Source organism: Paenibacillus sp. N119s (assembly GCF_059447605.1).
Map to the genome: position 1 here is coordinate 1 of NZ_JCAJRU010000011.1, position 14,314 is coordinate 14,314.

A 14,314-nucleotide genomic window follows, 5' to 3' on the forward strand; every position below is an offset into this window, starting at 1 on the left:
TCACTAAACACTGGTGGGAAAATATATTGCATAATCAGACCAGTTTGCTGATGAGAGCTTATTTAATTAATTACAAAGACGTCATCGTAACGACTGTACCTTTTCATTTAAACAAATAAACTCATATTCCTGGAATTATCCCCTGTTCGTTTTTGGTAATAACGCAAGAGAATAGGGAACAGGCTGAATGATAGCATGACAAATTCAACACCCTCCGATCGCATCTCTGTGCGGTCAGAGGGTGTTTTTTGCATCAGGGAGAGTTTACTTGGGCGATACACTTTGTGTATTATAGATACAAAATGTATCATGGAGAATTATCTTGGAGGGATACGATGCCTGAAGACAAGGGGAATAGGGAACAAGACAAGTTGCAATTTGTAGATACGTTAAGGGCGTTGGCGATTCTCGGAGTATTGCTTGTGCATGTCAGCCAGCATGTGGACGGGTTAAGCGGTTGGTTGCAAAAAGGCTTAGGTCTAGGAGCTAAAGGAGTCGCTTTATTTTATATGGCGAGTGCTTTTACGCTGTTTCTATCCATGAGCAGGCGTTCGAGTGACAAGGGAGAAGGAATGACGGCCTACCTGTTGCGTCGGTTTTTCCGGATTGCACCTTTGTATTACGTGATGTTAGGAATCTATTTAATGGTGAATGGGACAGGTCCGCGATTTTGGCTTGGAGATCAGGAGGGAGTTACTACCACTAATATTGCAGCTCATGTTCTATTTTTGAATGGTCTCAATCCGTATTGGATCAACAGCATTATCGGTGTGGAATGGTCCATTGCGGTGGAATGTATGTTTTATCTATTTATCCCCCTCTTATTTAAGCTGATTCGATCGGTGCGCCATGCGACTTGGTTTATCGTAATGATGCTTGTGGCAAGCTTCGGGCTCAATACAGTGTTTGCTCAATATCCATTGATCAGCGATCACTCTTTATGGGGGCATTATTTATATTTATGGTTTCCGAATCAACTGCCTGTTTTTGGTCTGGGGATATTGTTGTTCTTCATTTGGAAAGACGAGCGTCATTGGAAAAGCGTAAACCCGCTCACTGGAGGTTTGTTACTTGTTGCTGTGCTGTTTGCGTTTGTTGGAGGTATAACGGATTATCTCATAGGTGTCGGGCTGCTGCTGGGTGCATATGCTTTGTATCATTGGCAGCCAATGTGGCTGCTTAATCAGGTATGGTCATGGATCGGTCGCCTCAGCTATAGCATGTATTTGACGCATATGTTGGTCCTAGGGCTAATCGCGCAGATTAAATTGCCGTTTGCTCCCCTAGTCAGCCTCACCCTTATGTTCATCATGACGCTGCTATGCACCGTGGGACTTTCCTGGTTAACTTATACATGGATTGAACAGCCGGGCATCCGATTGGGTAAAAAGCTTATATCACGTATAAAATCAGTATGGGAGCAGGAAGATTCGGTCAAAGAAAGTGTAGCCTAGTTGCAACTTGAAGCAGCATCAGATAACATTTGATTGAAGTGCTTGAATAAATCTACGAAATTATTGAAAAGACCTCTTGAAAAGTAGCTCCCAGCCCTTTATATTCGATGTACATCCAAGTTTTTGAATACACCGATGAGGTTTGTTGGAATTGTAAAGGAGATGCACGTATGCTTTTGGAGCCGCTTGGCTTTTTACTTTTCTCTACACTGGAAGGAGTAGCTGTTTTTGCGCTGATTTTAAGTATTTTTAAAGTTAAAATGACTCCTTATCTATGGCAGGCTATTTTTGTAAACCTGATTATGAACATGCAAAGCTTTTTGCTCCGAGAGGAATTTTCACTCTCCTATTTGGTACCTGTCATTAATATGCTGCTTTTTATTTTTTTACTTGCTACGGTGGTGAAGATTCCGATTGCTTGGTCAGGTATTATGACGGTTACAGGTTATTTTGCCTATGCTGTTGTTCAATCGGTACTTCTGAAAGCTATGTTTGGTAACCTGCCAGTATCTGAGCTGCAGGACGGTTCCTTGAAGGGCTATCTGTTACAAGCAGTTAGTGCAGCCACAGGGCTACTTATTTCATTTATATTGTATCGAAAAGGGATCGGCTTTTCCCCAAATTTCAAAAAGCTTAAGTTCAAAGAGGAATATGGCATTGTTATCACGCTGATCATTTTGTCTCTCATTTCAACATCTATTGTGCTTTACTATAATGAAATATGGTTGAGTATGATATTTTTTGCACTGGTATCGGGCTTTTTTATCTATTATGCAGTCGGAAAGGAATATCGGGATGATTGAAACGATGGCTTTGAAACTTGCTAATCAGATTAAACGTACTGTGCCTGATCATCCGGCCTCCGTCCCAGTACTTAAATACGCACTTGCCCTCATCCTGAATGCGACCATGATCATCGTGTTGACACTATTCGCTTCATTCTTCACAGGGCGGATGGTAGAGGCTGTAACGATTCTCGTCGCTTTTGCCTTACTGCGCCAAGTCTCTGGTGGCATTCACTTGAAAACGGGTATGGCATGTGTGGTGGTCACCTCTGTAGCTTTTACATACATATCTTGCATTTCCTTAAATAGTGGGTGGACAAACCTGTTTACCGGAATCGCTCTCATTCTTGTTTTGTGCTTTGCCCCTTCCAGAATTGAAAAGCAGTCGCGCATTCCAGTCCGGTTTTATCCCCTCTTGCGATTGTTATCCTCCCTGCTTGTATGTACTAATTTTGTAATTGGTTCTTCTGTAGTAGCTGTTGCTTTCTTGCTTCAAAGCCTAACATTGATTCGAGGAAGGAGGTGAATGGAATGATGAAAAAAATCGTATACGGGTTAGCCACATCGTTGTCTATGTTCGCGACCTTTGCTGTATCAGTGGCAAGTTATGTGTATGTTTATCAAGGGGATACACCCGAGGAACTGCTGAAATAAGAAAAATGCAGAGTAAAAAATAATACATATGAGCTGCTATTGCTATGAAGCAGCTCCTTTTTATGCAAAAAAAACAGGCGCTCCACGAAAGAGCGCCCGAATGGGAGAGGAGAAACCGGACGAAGAGCTTATGGGGAAACGTAAGTCTTCTCCGCGGTTGTCTACGACATTGGTTGAATGCCGATATCTTAAGGATGCCCAGGAGATGGTTTTTTATACCTGCTTTATCACTAAGTTTTTCAAACGGCGATGCATGTGGTACGATAACGTCATAATCTTTATATGGTTATGAACACATATAGAAAATAGGTGAGTTTCAGCGTGAGAGTGGTATCGGGTAGTGCCAAAGGAAGGCCGTTAAAGGCAGTTCCCGGCACCGGGACGCGACCGACAACGGATAAGGTCAAGGAAGCGCTATTTAGCATGATAGGTCCTTATTTTGATGGAGGAGTCGCGCTTGATTTGTTTGCTGGCAGTGGCGGCCTCGGTATAGAGGCGCTTAGTCGGGGAATGGACAAGGCAGTTTTTATTGATATGGAATCCAAAAGCATTGATGTCATTAAAGAAAATTTGCGAAAAACTGGATTGGAAGAAAAAGCAGAAGTGTTCCGCAATGATGCCGGACGAGCGCTCAAGGCGCTGGCAAAGCGTGGAGCTCTTTTTGATGCTGTTTTTCTGGACCCGCCTTATCGTCTCAAGCACGGAGATGAATTAATGAGCCGCATGGCTGAGTTGGACTTGCTTCGTTCAGGTGCAGTCATCGTACTGGAGTATGAATCGGGACATGAGTATCCGGTAAGTTTCGGACCGTTTGAACAGGTTAGAAAAGCGGTCTATGGTGAAACGGCGTTATCCATTTATCACTTTGCAGATGATGCTTTGTCGGATGCCGAAGAAGATACAGAAGCCGAAGAGGTCAACTTCGGTATCACCGAATCAGACGGGGAGGACCATCATGATTGAGCACAAACCACGTATTGCCGTTTATCCGGGAACCTTTGATCCTGTGACGATGGGGCATCAGGATATTATTCAAAGAGCGGCTCGACAGTTTGATCTACTGATTGTCGCGGTTCTTAACAATATTAGTAAAAATCCACTGTTTTCACTTGAGGAGCGAATGGAGCTGCTGCGGACGGTAACTCGCGATATTCCGAACGTGGAAGTGGACAGCTTCCGTGATCTGACAGCCAATTATGTACGCCAAAAAGGGGCTCAGGTTATTGTCAGAGGAATTCGGTCAGTGACCGATTTTGAATATGAGCTGCAATTAGCCTCTACCAATCATAAGCTGAACCCCGATGCGGAAACGATCTTTATGATGACCAATCCGGCTTATTCATATCTGAGTTCCAGTATGGTGAAGGAAATTGCGCATTTTGATGGCAAGGTCGTAGATCTGGTGTCGCCAGAGGTCGAAGACGCACTGCGTGCCAAGGTCAACGCGATTCGCGGTGGCTCCACCATGAAGTCATAAAGGAAACGGCAAGCAGAGCCAGTATAATTGTGCTCAGGAGTGCAACGGACAGTACGGTTAGTTGCCAGGGGTACATGGATGTTCCTTCTATTTGTGTTAGTAAACTGCTGGCTCCAGCCATGACAGATTGCGAGCCGGAATCATTTCTTTCCGCAAAAGAAGATACAGAACTGCGACTGACGTAAGCAGGGATTGTATTACTGACAATGCGGGTAAGCGAAGTCCATGCCGCTAAGGTAAGACCAAAAGCAATGATCCCATGGAGCACGCGTGATAAGGTAAAGGTGATGCCCTTGTCGGAAGGTCTGGTGACGGCGGTGATTTGAAGCCAGCCGCACAGGCCCCCCCAGCCCAATACAGCACTGATCAGTGCTGCTTGTGTACGGAGATCGTTGGGCATCCGGCTGATTTCATAGGAACCCAGATGGATTTCCATCCAGGCGGGCCACACCAGTGAAAGAGTCCCTTGGCCTGAGTATAGGGTTAGCAGCCGAATCAGGACGGAAAAGAAAATAATGAATCCACCTGTCACCATCAGCGTCTGTACAGCATGGGATACGGTTTCGCCTAACAGTTTTCCAAAACTGCGGCCATCCCGTTCTCTGGCAGAGCGGGTAGCTTCCCATGCAGATCGGATCAGGGAGGTGGTAGTGCGGGAATCAGAAGTGCGCCGGCTGGCGGCTGGCGTTTCCCGTTTTTTTGATTTTCTGGACGATTCAGGGAGTCTGGCTGTGATCCAGCCTGCCAGCAGCCCGGAAATCCAGTGAACGGCAAGTAACACCCCGCCTGCGGCAGCGTTATGCAGCAGTCCTGTTCCAATGACGAGCAGGATTGTAATCGGATTGCAGAAATGAGCGATAGCAGTCAGACGTCGAAGCTGAAGCGCGGTCATGTCTTCTTGCTGTGCCCATTGGCGTACCGCCTCGGCAGCAGCCGGAAATCCTGCAGTCAGGCCGAGGGCGAGCACCCAGCCGCTTCGTCCGGGTAGTCGGAACCAGGATCGCATGAACGGCTCCAGCAGTACACCTAGACCATGTACCAGACCAAAGGCAATAAGCATTTCGGACAGCATCAAAAAAGGCAGCATGGCCGGGAAAATAATGCTCCACCATAACTTAAGCCCTTGGGTAGAGGCTTGAAATACTTCTTCTGGTGAGGCGACGATAGCCGCTACAAGCAAAATGGCTCCAAGGCCAAGCAGCAAGGTTGTCCAATAAGGAGCAGGGCGGGCTTCCTTTTGCATCAAAGAGTTCACCTCTCATAAATATACTAAGGAGAGTCGGATGCTGTTTCCAGCGTTTATTCACGTTCATTATCTTAATATAGGTTGCTTGTACGTGTTGTCGTAAACAATGTATGCTTTTTTCGAAGGCTTGAGAACAGATGGTGCAGAGGCACTTGGGTAAGATAGGAGAAGTTAGGCTGCAAGGGGGAGAAGCAATGAAGCGAATAAACCGGAAAAGAGCATTTTTTACAACCGGTTATGTCTTAATGCTGGTTGCAATGGTCTATGTGCTGGTCTATATGCCAACCCCTTATCTGATCTATGGACCAGGTGGGGCAAATGAGATCAAACCGATGGTTAAAGTACAGGAAGGAGATAGCAGCGAACGAGGGAGCTTTATGATGACGACAGTATCGGCGCGTTATGCCAATCTCATTATGTTGGCACTGTCCAAGCTGGACAGCAACTCGGAGATTCAGCGCAAAGAAGATCGTCTGCATGGCAGAAGTGAAGACGAATATGCGGCAGAGCAGGTATGGTATATGGGGGATTCCCAATCTTCTGCGATGGAGGCTGCCTACACACGTGCTCATGTCCCTTATCGTATTGTGCCAGATTATGTGTATGTATTTAAGGTTCCAGGATCTCGCAGCGTGTTTGAGCCCGGAGATGAAATATTAGAGCTAAGCGGTACGAGGGTAACTGATAATCGCTCCATTCGGAATGCCTTGGAAAATGAGAAACCGGGAACGACGGTGAAAGTAAAGCTAAAGCGGGATGGAAAGTTGCTGGCTGTGCAAGCTCCATTAACGACCATCACAGACAGTGAGACGGGAAAACAACGTTCAGGGTTTGGTGTCAGTATCGCCACGGTACAGAAAGTGGAGCCGAAGGATGGACGTAAAACAATTCATTTTACATCCACAGATGTTGGAGGCCCTTCGGCAGGTTTGATGTTTACTATGGAAATCTACAACCAGTTGACACCAGGTGATTTAAGTAAGGGATATCGTGTAGCTGGTACGGGTACCATTGATAAGGACGGTCAGGTTGGAGCGATTGGTGGCGCCAAGTATAAAATTGTCGCTGCTGACCGTCAGGGCGCGGAATTGTTTTTCGTCCCGGCAGATAATTATAAAGAGGCCAAAGCCAAAGCAGAGCAAATCGGGAGCCAGATGAAGCTTGTTCCGGTTCGCAAGCTTGGCGATGCGCTGAATTATATGGAAAAGCTGCCTATTAAACCATAAGGGGCGGTCGCAAGTAATCAGCATACATGGCACGAATGGCAGGACGCGGCATTCCGGCTGCATGTATTGCCGCTGCGGCAGTATCCCAGTCCAGATGTGAATGTGATCCGGCAGACGATTTGACCCATACTGGCAGGACGGCTGTGTTTTTCATTCGCGCCAGCAGCTCGCGTCCAGTTCTGTTAAAGCCGAGTACGCGGATATAGCCGGGACCTTTCGCCAGCTCAGCGGGAGTCATATCGACTTTGGCATGATTCAGCAAAATATGTGTACACATTCGCTGAAGCTTCGTACGAGTATAGCGCTTTGTTTTGATAGCGGCAAACAGAGCCTCCACAGAGGGCTGGGGCAGCGTGTACAGTGATTGCTGCAGACGATGCTCCAGCCCTTCGGTGACCTCGTGCAGCTCCGCCAGCTGCTGCGGGCTACGCGTGATCAGGGCGTTCAGCAGCGGCTGGCAGAACGCTTCCCAATGCAGCGGTGCGCGGCCGGCTTGCCACTCGCGCTGCAAAATCTCCAGCGTCGTCGCAGGTACGTACGGCGACGCGGCCTCCGGCCCGCCGTCCAGCAGCAGACGGCGGATGGCCGTGGCGCTGGCGATGACTCCGTCCGCAGGCGCCACGGCTTCGTGGTAGCCCGATCCCGTGCGGACTACCGTAAAGGGCTTGATTGTGCTGTCCAGCCGTTCCAGCGCAATCAAGTAATGCAGCCCGAGCGTATTGTTGGGCTGCTGCATAAGAGCGGCGAGCGCAGCGCCGTCCGCTCCTTCGGCCGCCAGCTCGGCTGCGGCTCCTGCGTAGGCGGCGGGATAACTTGCGCCCTTGCTCAGGCGCTGGGCGATGCCGGCTTTGAGCTCGGCCGGCTCTGCTGCCAGTACGCGGGCCAGCGCGTGCAGCGGGGCGATGTCTCCACTCTCGCTGCCGAAGCAGAGCGCATCGACAATGCCCGTCGCGCAGAGCAGGGTCACCGCGCCGCGGGCAAACCATTCTGCGGGCTGGACAGCATAAGCTACGGGTAGCTCCAGAACCAGGTCTACGCCCATAGCGAGTGCCATTTCGGTGCGTGACCATTTGTCTGTAATCGCGGGTTCGCCCCGCTGAAGGAAGGGACCACTCATCACAGCCACCGTGTGCTGTGCACCAGTGATACGGAGAGATTCCTTCCAGTGATGAACATGTCCGTTATGCAGGGGATTATACTCTACAATTATACCGAGTGTTTTCAAAACTGTATGTCGGCTCCTTTCTTTTGGCAGCTTATTACTATCAGTAAATGATGTTTTTGGGTCAGCTATCTGATATTTCATCATGCACATGAACAAGACCATTGAGACCTAGACCAAAAAGCTTTATACTCGCATTATTGTACACGAAGAGTGGCGGGGGTACGAATACTCATAGGTACATGATGAACACAACACATTTTTCACTCTGCATAGATCTTAATGAACCATTAGAAAACTGACGGATTTGCAAGTGGTGTAAAGTGAAAGGTGTTGACAAACGACTCAATCAGTCGGTATAATAATTTTTGTTTGTTTGGAGTGATAGTGATGCAACTATTTTTTCGCAAAGTAGCAACAAGTGATGGTCCTGTTCCAATTCGTGAATCTCTTAATGTGAGTGAATTGGTAGCGGATCGTGCTGATGTTACAGCCGTTTCCCCGCTGGAGACCGACTTGGTCGCCGTTAGTCTGGGTCAAGGCTCGATGAGCGTGGAAGGCACGTTGACCGCAGGTCTGGACATGCTTTGCTCACGCTGCTTGAGCCCGATGCACGAGGATTTGAAGATTGAATTTCGTGAACGGTTCAAGCAAACCTCATCTTCAAGTGTTGAAGAAGAGGATGAAGATGGCGATTTTATCGCAGTGACGGAGGATTCCTTCGACATTGCGCCGTATTGTGAAGAACTGTTTGTACTGCATGTGCCGTTTGCGCCGATATGCAGTGAGGATTGTCAGGGAATCGCACCAGCGGCCGGACAAAACTGGAGCATTGGCTCCGACGACAGTAACGGAGATACGGAAAAGATTGATCCGCGTCTGGCAGGGCTTAAGGATTTTTTTAAATGAGAATTGAGTTCAATTTTGAAAAAAATCATCATCCGCTTGTGCCGGGAAATTATTGAACCGATACATGGATGTTGCAGACTTGATTCACCGGCTGTAAGATTATTGTCTTTTGGCATTTTCTTTCAGTCTTGAATGAGATAAGAAGTCATACCCGTCAATGCGGGGTTGATCTGTTTAAGGAGGTGGGAATAATGGCAGTACCTCAACGGAGAACATCCAAAACTCGTCGCGACAAACGTCGTACTCACTTTAAACTGGAAGTACCAGGTATGGTGAAATGCTCCGAATGCGGCGAATTGAAACTTGCTCACCATGTGTGCAAAGTTTGCGGAACGTACAAAGCTAGAGAGATCATCTCTCAATAATATCCCATAAGCGGATTCTTTGGAATATTCGCAGAAAAAGTAGCGCTTCACTTCAGTGAGGCGCTACTTTTTTTATCAGTATGCTTTCTTTTTACGTCAGCATGCTATATACTGTTTTAGTACCAGGTTCTAAGAAAGAAGGACCCAAGAGGTTCCTTTATACATACAAGAAGACAAACCGGCTTGAAGCTTAGCCGTTAGAACGTAAAATAACCTGAACTGTCGGCTGAACGGCAGTTTACTGTAGGGAAAGGAGGCGTCACTGATATCGAACGTTTGCCGAAGAGACAGAGGCAGCAACGGCTGACTCAATTAATTGATGATAATCCGTTCGTGACGGATCAGGAATTGACAAGACAATTGAAGGTAAGCATTCAGACTATTCGGCTGGACCGAATGGAGCTGGGAATTCCGGAATTGCGGGAGCGGCTAAAGTTGATGGCTGAGCGCTCCTACGATCAGGTTCGTTCCTTACCTTTACATGAAGTAATCGGGGACATTGTTGATCTCCAGTTGGATCGAAGCGGTATTTCGATTTTCGAGATCAAAGAGGAACATACCTTTTCACGGACAGGCATTGCACGAGGACATTATGTGTTTGCACAGGCCAATTCATTGGCCGTTGCCGTAATTAACGATGAGATAGCATTGACCGCTTCAGCGGATATTCGCTTTGTTCGTCCAGTTCATTTGGGTGAAAAATGCATTGCCAAGGCATATGTGCGTTCAAATCCAGAACAAAAAGGAAAAGCCAAGGTGGAAGTGTTTGCCTACGTAGGAGAAGAGATGGTATTCCAAGGTAACTTTGTTATTTATCGCTCCACGGAGGAAGAGTATAGCGAAGGAGGAAGTCAGCATGCGGATCGCCATTGATGCCATGGGGGGAGATAATGCCCCTGAGGCGACAGTAGAAGGCGCGTTATCTGCGGCAGCGGAATGGAAAGATACAGACATTACGCTGGTTGGTGACCAGGAACGGATTGAATTGGTTCTGAACGGCAGGACGCTGCCTACGAATCTCAGCATTCGACATGCGTCCGAAACGATAGATGCGCAAGACGAGCCTGTAAAGGCCGTACGGCGTAAAAAGGATGCCTCGATGGTCGTAGCTGGTCGAATGGTTAAGGAAGGCGAAGCGGATGCCATGATATCCGCAGGTAATACAGGCGCTCTAATGACTACAGGATTGCTGGTGGTTGGTAGAATGGAGGGCATTGAGCGTCCGGCTCTCGCGCCGATGATACCGACGATTGACGATCAAGGTATTTTAGCGCTGGACTTGGGGGCCAATATGGATGCCAAGCCTGAACATCTTGCTCAGTATGCACTCATGGGAAGCTTGTACCGTCAGAAAGTTCACGGTCTGGCTTCTCCAAGGGTAGGGCTGCTGAATGTTGGGACTGAAGCTGGAAAGGGCAATGAACTGACAAAGTTGGCATTCCCTCTCATTGAGCAGCTACCTGTCAATTTTGTGGGGAATGTTGAATCCAGAGATGTGTTAACCGGGAATTGTGATGTACTGGTGTGCGACGGATTCGCCGGTAATATTATGCTAAAATCGCTGGAGGGAACAGCTGGAGCGATATTTTCTCTCCTTAAAGAGCAGTTCACCAAATCCTTAAAGACCAAGCTGGCGGCAGCTTTGATTATGCCAGAACTTCGGGGTCTGAAAGGGAAAATGGATTATAAAGAGCACGGCGGGGCCCCTTTGTTGGGGTTGAGCGGACTCGTCTTAAAAAGTCACGGTTCGTCTGATGGCACTGCCGTCAAAAATGCGGTTAGACAGGCTCGCACGGCCTTACAAAACCGGTTGGTGGAAAGTATATCTAAGGAAATCAGCAGGAAGTGAGTGACAATATGAATAAATTACGGCCGGTTGGTGTTATCGGAACAGGGAAATACGTACCTGAGAAAATTCTGACTAATAAAGATCTGGAAGAAATTGTCGAAACAAGTGATGAGTGGATTGTCAGCCGTACAGGGATTCAGGAGCGCCATATTGCTGCTCCAGAGCAGGCTACATCTGATTTGGCATATGAAGCAGCAGTTAAGGCATTGGAATCTGCGGGTATGACGGCACAGGATTTGGACCTGATTATTGTAGCTACGGTTACACCGGATATGGCATTTCCGTCAACTGCTTGTATTCTTCAAGATAAGTTGGGTGCCAAAGGTGCAGCGGCCTTTGATTTGTCAGCTGCATGCTCGGGTTTTGTGTACGGGCTGGCTACGGCAACGAGCTTCATTAAGACAGGGATTTATAATAATGCGTTAATCATTGGTGCAGACTGTCTTTCCCGGATTACAGATTATACGGACCGCAATACATGCGTTCTTTTTGGAGATGGAGCAGGAGCTGTAGTGATTGGTGAAGTACCTGAAGGCAGAGGATTCCAATCCTTCGATCTTGGAGCTGAAGGCGCTGGAGGCACCTTGCTCAAGTTGGAAGCTGGGGGCTCACGTTTGCCTGCGAGTACCGACACACTGGAAAATAAACAGCACTATATTTACATGAACGGACGCGAAGTGTTCAAGTTCGCAGTTCGCGTTATGGGAACAGCAACGGTTGATGTGTTGGAGAAAGCTGGGATGTCCAAAGACGACATTGATCTGTTTGTCCCGCATCAAGCCAATATTCGTATCATCCAATCAGCAATGCAACGCCTGGATTTGCCTGAGGAAAAGGTAGTTATTAATGTTAATAAATATGCAAATACATCCGCAGCATCTATTCCTCTCGCTCTTGTGGAAGCAGCTGAGGAAGGCCGCATGAAGGAAGGCGACCGTGTACTCATGGTGGGCTTTGGCGGCGGTTTGACTTGGGGTGCGTCGGTTCTTATCTGGTAATTAAGTGCAATTTTTGATATAATATTGAATTTGACTGGTGTTTTACAGTAGAAGTATGGGAAACAGAGAGGTGCATGCACGATGGGCAAAACGGCATTTATATTTCCTGGTCAGGGTTCACAAGCGGTAGGTATGGCTAAAGATGCTTATGAAGCAGTTCCAGCCGCAACAGAAGTATTTCGTAAAGCAGACGAACGTTTGGGTTTCGCGCTAAGCACACTGATATTTGAAGGGCCGGACACAGTCTTGAAGCAGACATCCAATACGCAGCCTGCACTGTTAACGGCGAGCATTGCGTTGTATGAAGCGTTCAAGGACAAGGGCATTCGTTCTGATTATGTGGCTGGGCACAGTCTAGGAGAGTACAGCGCGCTAGTGGCTTCCGGTGTCCTCACATTCGAGGATGCGGTTGAGACTGTTCGTGCACGTGGTCAGTTTATGGAACAAGCCATTCCTGATGAACAAGGTGGGATGGCTGCTGTGCTGGGAGCTGATCGTGAAGCATTGGCCGCATTGTGCCGTGATATCACAGAATCTGGTCAACTGGTTGAATTGGCTAACATCAACTGTCCCGGACAAATTGTTGTATCGGGTACAAAGGCGGGCGTAGCTGCTGTCGCTGAGCGTGTGAAGGAAGCGGGCGGCAAGCGTGCTATCACTTTGGAGGTCAGCGGTCCTTTTCACTCCTCCTTGATGAAGGAGGCAGCGGACAAGCTCTCTACTAAATTGGAGACTGTGAAATTTGCCGAAGCTCAGGTTCCGGTGGTGACCAATGTAACAGCAAAACCTGTCCGTGAGGGAAGTGAAATTCGCCAACTATTGGTGGAACAGGTCTATTCCCCGGTGCTATGGGAAGACAGTGTAGCATGGCTACTGGAACAAGGTGTGGACACCTTTGTGGAGTTTGGACCAGGTAGTGTCTTGACCGGACTGGTTAAAAAGATTGACAAAACGGTAAAGCTGTATAATATAAGTAGCCTGGAGTCGTTCGCTTCTGTAACAGAAGCCTTGGAAGCCCGCTAAAAGTATTAATGATTGCCTTTACGGGTTAAATACTTGCAAGGGAGGACTATGATGTCTAAGCCATTAAGTGGAAAAACAGCGCTGGTTACAGGAGCATCGCGTGGAATTGGTCGTAGTATTGCACTGGCGCTGGCTGAAGCAGGCGCTAATGTTGCGGTAAACTATGCTGGTAGTGAAGCGGCTGCGACTGAGGTAGCAGAATTGATTCGTGCCAAAGGCGTGGAAGCTATTACAGTTCAAGCTAATGTCGGGCGTACTAAAGAAGCTGACCAGCTAATCAAGGATGTGATTGAGGCTTGGGGCAAGATTGACATCCTGGTGAATAATGCTGGCATAACAAGAGATAATTTAATCATGCGCATGAAAGAAGAGGAATTCGATCAGGTGATCGAAACAAATCTTAAGGGTGTGTTTAATTGTCTCAAGGCGGCCACACGTCCGATGATGAAGCAGCGTTCCGGCCGAATTATCAATATTTCTTCCGTTGTCGGTGTACTTGGCAATGCAGGACAAGCCAACTATGTTGCTGCTAAAGCGGGAGTGATTGGGCTTACCAAATCCTCCGCTAGAGAGCTTGCCTCAAGAGGGATTACAGTGAACTGTGTGGCTCCTGGATTCATTGATACTGAAATGACGCAGGTGCTGGCTGATGATTTGCGTGACAATATGCTTAGCGGTATTCCGCTGGCCCGTCTTGGACGGCCTGAGGAAATTGCTGATGTGGTGCTCTTCTTGGCCTCGGATGCTTCCTCATATATGACGGGCCAGACCTTGCATGTGGATGGCGGCATGTATATGTAGTTCATGCTGCCATCCACATGCCCCGATGAAGAGTGGTTGATGAAAACTCTCTTCTATGGCATTTTAATTGTAATTTTCGTATAATACCATAAGGAGGAGGTGAGCCGGATGTCCGATGTATTGGAGCGCGTAAAACGCATTGTCGTTGACCGTTTGGGAGCCGACGAAGCCGAAGTTACACTTGAAGCATCTTTTAAAGATGATTTAGGCGCTGATTCTCTCGATGTAGTTGAATTGGTTATGGAATTGGAAGATGAGTTTGATATGGAAATCTCTGATGAAGATGCAGAGAAAATTACAACTGTAGGTGAAGTTGTAAAGTACATACAATCTCATACCTAATTCATGTCATCAAAAGTCCCGTT

Annotated in this window: 18 protein-coding genes; 16 read left to right on the forward strand and 2 right to left on the reverse strand. The window is 47.6% G+C overall.

What is annotated here, in order from left to right; all coding sequences use genetic code 11:
- The 7 genes from AC5V8P_RS02825 to coaD form a co-directional block, all read left to right on the forward strand.
- The coding region (locus tag AC5V8P_RS02825; protein ID WP_495473551.1) for a hypothetical protein at window positions 1–119 on the forward strand (119 nt) is incomplete at its 5' end.
- 216 nt (window positions 120–335) lie between these two features.
- Complete coding sequence (locus tag AC5V8P_RS02830) at window positions 336–1,454, forward strand: acyltransferase family protein (RefSeq protein ID WP_064798129.1); 1,119 nt, start codon at window positions 336–338, stop codon at window positions 1,452–1,454.
- A 170-nt stretch (window positions 1,455–1,624) separates the two neighbouring features.
- Complete coding sequence (locus AC5V8P_RS02835) at window positions 1,625–2,257, forward strand: hypothetical protein (protein ID WP_064798128.1); 633 nt, start codon at window positions 1,625–1,627, stop codon at window positions 2,255–2,257.
- Entirely contained in the window at window positions 2,250–2,765 is a 516-nt protein-coding gene (locus AC5V8P_RS02840) for an accessory gene regulator ArgB-like protein (RefSeq protein WP_063209032.1), read from the forward strand. The genes AC5V8P_RS02835 and AC5V8P_RS02840 overlap by 8 nt, the downstream gene beginning before the upstream one ends.
- Before the next feature lie 5 nt (window positions 2,766–2,770).
- Window positions 2,771–2,893, forward strand: coding sequence for a cyclic lactone autoinducer peptide (locus tag AC5V8P_RS02845; RefSeq protein ID WP_081276882.1), 123 nt, complete (start codon window positions 2,771–2,773; stop codon window positions 2,891–2,893).
- Between the two features lie 321 nt (window positions 2,894–3,214).
- Window positions 3,215–3,856, forward strand: a complete 642-nt coding sequence (rsmD, locus tag AC5V8P_RS02850) for a 16S rRNA (guanine(966)-N(2))-methyltransferase RsmD (protein WP_064798127.1) — start codon at window positions 3,215–3,217, stop codon at window positions 3,854–3,856.
- Window positions 3,849–4,370, forward strand: a complete 522-nt coding sequence (gene coaD / locus AC5V8P_RS02855) for a pantetheine-phosphate adenylyltransferase (protein ID WP_064798126.1) — start codon at window positions 3,849–3,851, stop codon at window positions 4,368–4,370. The genes rsmD and coaD overlap by 8 nt, the downstream gene beginning before the upstream one ends.
- Here coaD and AC5V8P_RS02860 read toward each other — a convergent pair.
- Window positions 4,333–5,613 (reverse strand): nucleoside recognition domain-containing protein, encoded by a 1,281-nt coding sequence (locus tag AC5V8P_RS02860; RefSeq protein ID WP_063209024.1) that lies wholly within the window; start codon window positions 5,611–5,613, stop codon window positions 4,333–4,335. The genes coaD and AC5V8P_RS02860 overlap by 38 nt on opposite strands.
- 197 nt (window positions 5,614–5,810) lie before the next feature.
- Here AC5V8P_RS02860 and AC5V8P_RS02865 point away from each other — a divergent pair, with 197 nt between their 5' ends.
- The gene (locus tag AC5V8P_RS02865) at window positions 5,811–6,842 is read left to right on the forward strand and encodes a SepM family pheromone-processing serine protease (protein ID WP_063209022.1); all 1,032 of its coding nucleotides are present in this window, start codon (window positions 5,811–5,813) and stop codon (window positions 6,840–6,842) included.
- On the opposite strand, the gene AC5V8P_RS02870 is transcribed toward AC5V8P_RS02865, so the two are convergent.
- Window positions 6,832–8,067 carry a nucleotidyltransferase gene (locus tag AC5V8P_RS02870; protein ID WP_064798125.1) on the reverse strand — a complete coding sequence of 412 codons (1,236 nt, stop codon included), beginning with the start codon at window positions 8,065–8,067 and terminating at the stop codon, window positions 6,832–6,834. The two genes, AC5V8P_RS02865 and AC5V8P_RS02870, sit on opposite strands and share 11 nt — an antisense overlap.
- A 327-nt stretch (window positions 8,068–8,394) precedes the next feature.
- Between AC5V8P_RS02870 and AC5V8P_RS02875 the strand changes: the two genes are divergently transcribed.
- The 8 genes from AC5V8P_RS02875 (at window position 8,395) to AC5V8P_RS02910 (ending at window position 14,291) form a co-directional block, all read left to right on the forward strand.
- A complete protein-coding gene (locus tag AC5V8P_RS02875) occupies window positions 8,395–8,913 on the forward strand; it encodes a YceD family protein (RefSeq protein ID WP_064798124.1) in 519 nt (172 codons plus the stop codon).
- 191 nt (window positions 8,914–9,104) lie between these two features.
- Complete coding sequence (gene rpmF / locus AC5V8P_RS02880; protein ID WP_013370634.1) at window positions 9,105–9,278, forward strand: 50S ribosomal protein L32; 174 nt, start codon at window positions 9,105–9,107, stop codon at window positions 9,276–9,278.
- A gap of 276 nt (window positions 9,279–9,554) precedes the next feature.
- Window positions 9,555–10,151 (forward strand): transcription factor FapR, encoded by a 597-nt coding sequence (gene fapR, locus AC5V8P_RS02885; protein ID WP_014599659.1) that lies wholly within the window; start codon window positions 9,555–9,557, stop codon window positions 10,149–10,151.
- Window positions 10,135–11,127 (forward strand): phosphate acyltransferase PlsX, encoded by a 993-nt coding sequence (gene plsX, locus AC5V8P_RS02890; protein WP_064798123.1) that lies wholly within the window; start codon window positions 10,135–10,137, stop codon window positions 11,125–11,127. The genes fapR and plsX overlap by 17 nt, the downstream gene beginning before the upstream one ends.
- A gap of 8 nt (window positions 11,128–11,135) precedes the next feature.
- Entirely contained in the window at window positions 11,136–12,125 is a 990-nt protein-coding gene (locus tag AC5V8P_RS02895; protein ID WP_063209013.1) for a beta-ketoacyl-ACP synthase III, read from the forward strand.
- A gap of 81 nt (window positions 12,126–12,206) precedes the next feature.
- Complete coding sequence (gene fabD, locus AC5V8P_RS02900) at window positions 12,207–13,148, forward strand: ACP S-malonyltransferase (protein ID WP_064798122.1); 942 nt, start codon at window positions 12,207–12,209, stop codon at window positions 13,146–13,148.
- Window positions 13,149–13,199: 51 nt separating this feature from the next.
- The gene (gene fabG / locus AC5V8P_RS02905; RefSeq protein ID WP_063209009.1) at window positions 13,200–13,949 is read left to right on the forward strand and encodes a 3-oxoacyl-[acyl-carrier-protein] reductase; all 750 of its coding nucleotides are present in this window, start codon (window positions 13,200–13,202) and stop codon (window positions 13,947–13,949) included.
- Window positions 13,950–14,057: 108 nt separating this feature from the next.
- The gene (locus tag AC5V8P_RS02910; protein WP_007429985.1) at window positions 14,058–14,291 is read left to right on the forward strand and encodes an acyl carrier protein; all 234 of its coding nucleotides are present in this window, start codon (window positions 14,058–14,060) and stop codon (window positions 14,289–14,291) included.
- Window positions 14,292–14,314: the final 23 nt, after the last annotated feature.

What these genes read in the sequence shown, in the direction of transcription:
- AC5V8P_RS02830 (WP_064798129.1), top strand. Translation starts at nt 336, where the DNA reads ATGCCTGAAGACAAGGGGAATAGGGAACAAGACAAGTTGCAATTTGTA.
- AC5V8P_RS02835 (WP_064798128.1), top strand. Translation starts at nt 1,625, where the DNA reads ATGCTTTTGGAGCCGCTTGGCTTTTTACTTTTCTCTACACTGGAAGGA.
- AC5V8P_RS02840 (WP_063209032.1), top strand. Translation starts at nt 2,250, where the DNA reads ATGATTGAAACGATGGCTTTGAAACTTGCTAATCAGATTAAACGTACT.
- AC5V8P_RS02845 (WP_081276882.1), top strand. Translation starts at nt 2,771, where the DNA reads ATGATGAAAAAAATCGTATACGGGTTAGCCACATCGTTGTCTATGTTC.
- coaD (WP_064798126.1), top strand. Translation starts at nt 3,849, where the DNA reads ATGATTGAGCACAAACCACGTATTGCCGTTTATCCGGGAACCTTTGAT.
- AC5V8P_RS02860 (WP_063209024.1), bottom strand. Translation starts at nt 5,613, where the DNA reads ATGCAAAAGGAAGCCCGCCCTGCTCCTTATTGGACAACCTTGCTGCTT.
- AC5V8P_RS02865 (WP_063209022.1), top strand. Translation starts at nt 5,811, where the DNA reads ATGAAGCGAATAAACCGGAAAAGAGCATTTTTTACAACCGGTTATGTC.
- AC5V8P_RS02875 (WP_064798124.1), top strand. Translation starts at nt 8,395, where the DNA reads ATGCAACTATTTTTTCGCAAAGTAGCAACAAGTGATGGTCCTGTTCCA.
- rpmF (WP_013370634.1), top strand. Translation starts at nt 9,105, where the DNA reads ATGGCAGTACCTCAACGGAGAACATCCAAAACTCGTCGCGACAAACGT.
- plsX (WP_064798123.1), top strand. Translation starts at nt 10,135, where the DNA reads ATGCGGATCGCCATTGATGCCATGGGGGGAGATAATGCCCCTGAGGCG.
- AC5V8P_RS02895 (WP_063209013.1), top strand. Translation starts at nt 11,136, where the DNA reads ATGAATAAATTACGGCCGGTTGGTGTTATCGGAACAGGGAAATACGTA.
- fabD (WP_064798122.1), top strand. Translation starts at nt 12,207, where the DNA reads ATGGGCAAAACGGCATTTATATTTCCTGGTCAGGGTTCACAAGCGGTA.
- fabG (WP_063209009.1), top strand. Translation starts at nt 13,200, where the DNA reads ATGTCTAAGCCATTAAGTGGAAAAACAGCGCTGGTTACAGGAGCATCG.
- AC5V8P_RS02910 (WP_007429985.1), top strand. Translation starts at nt 14,058, where the DNA reads ATGTCCGATGTATTGGAGCGCGTAAAACGCATTGTCGTTGACCGTTTG.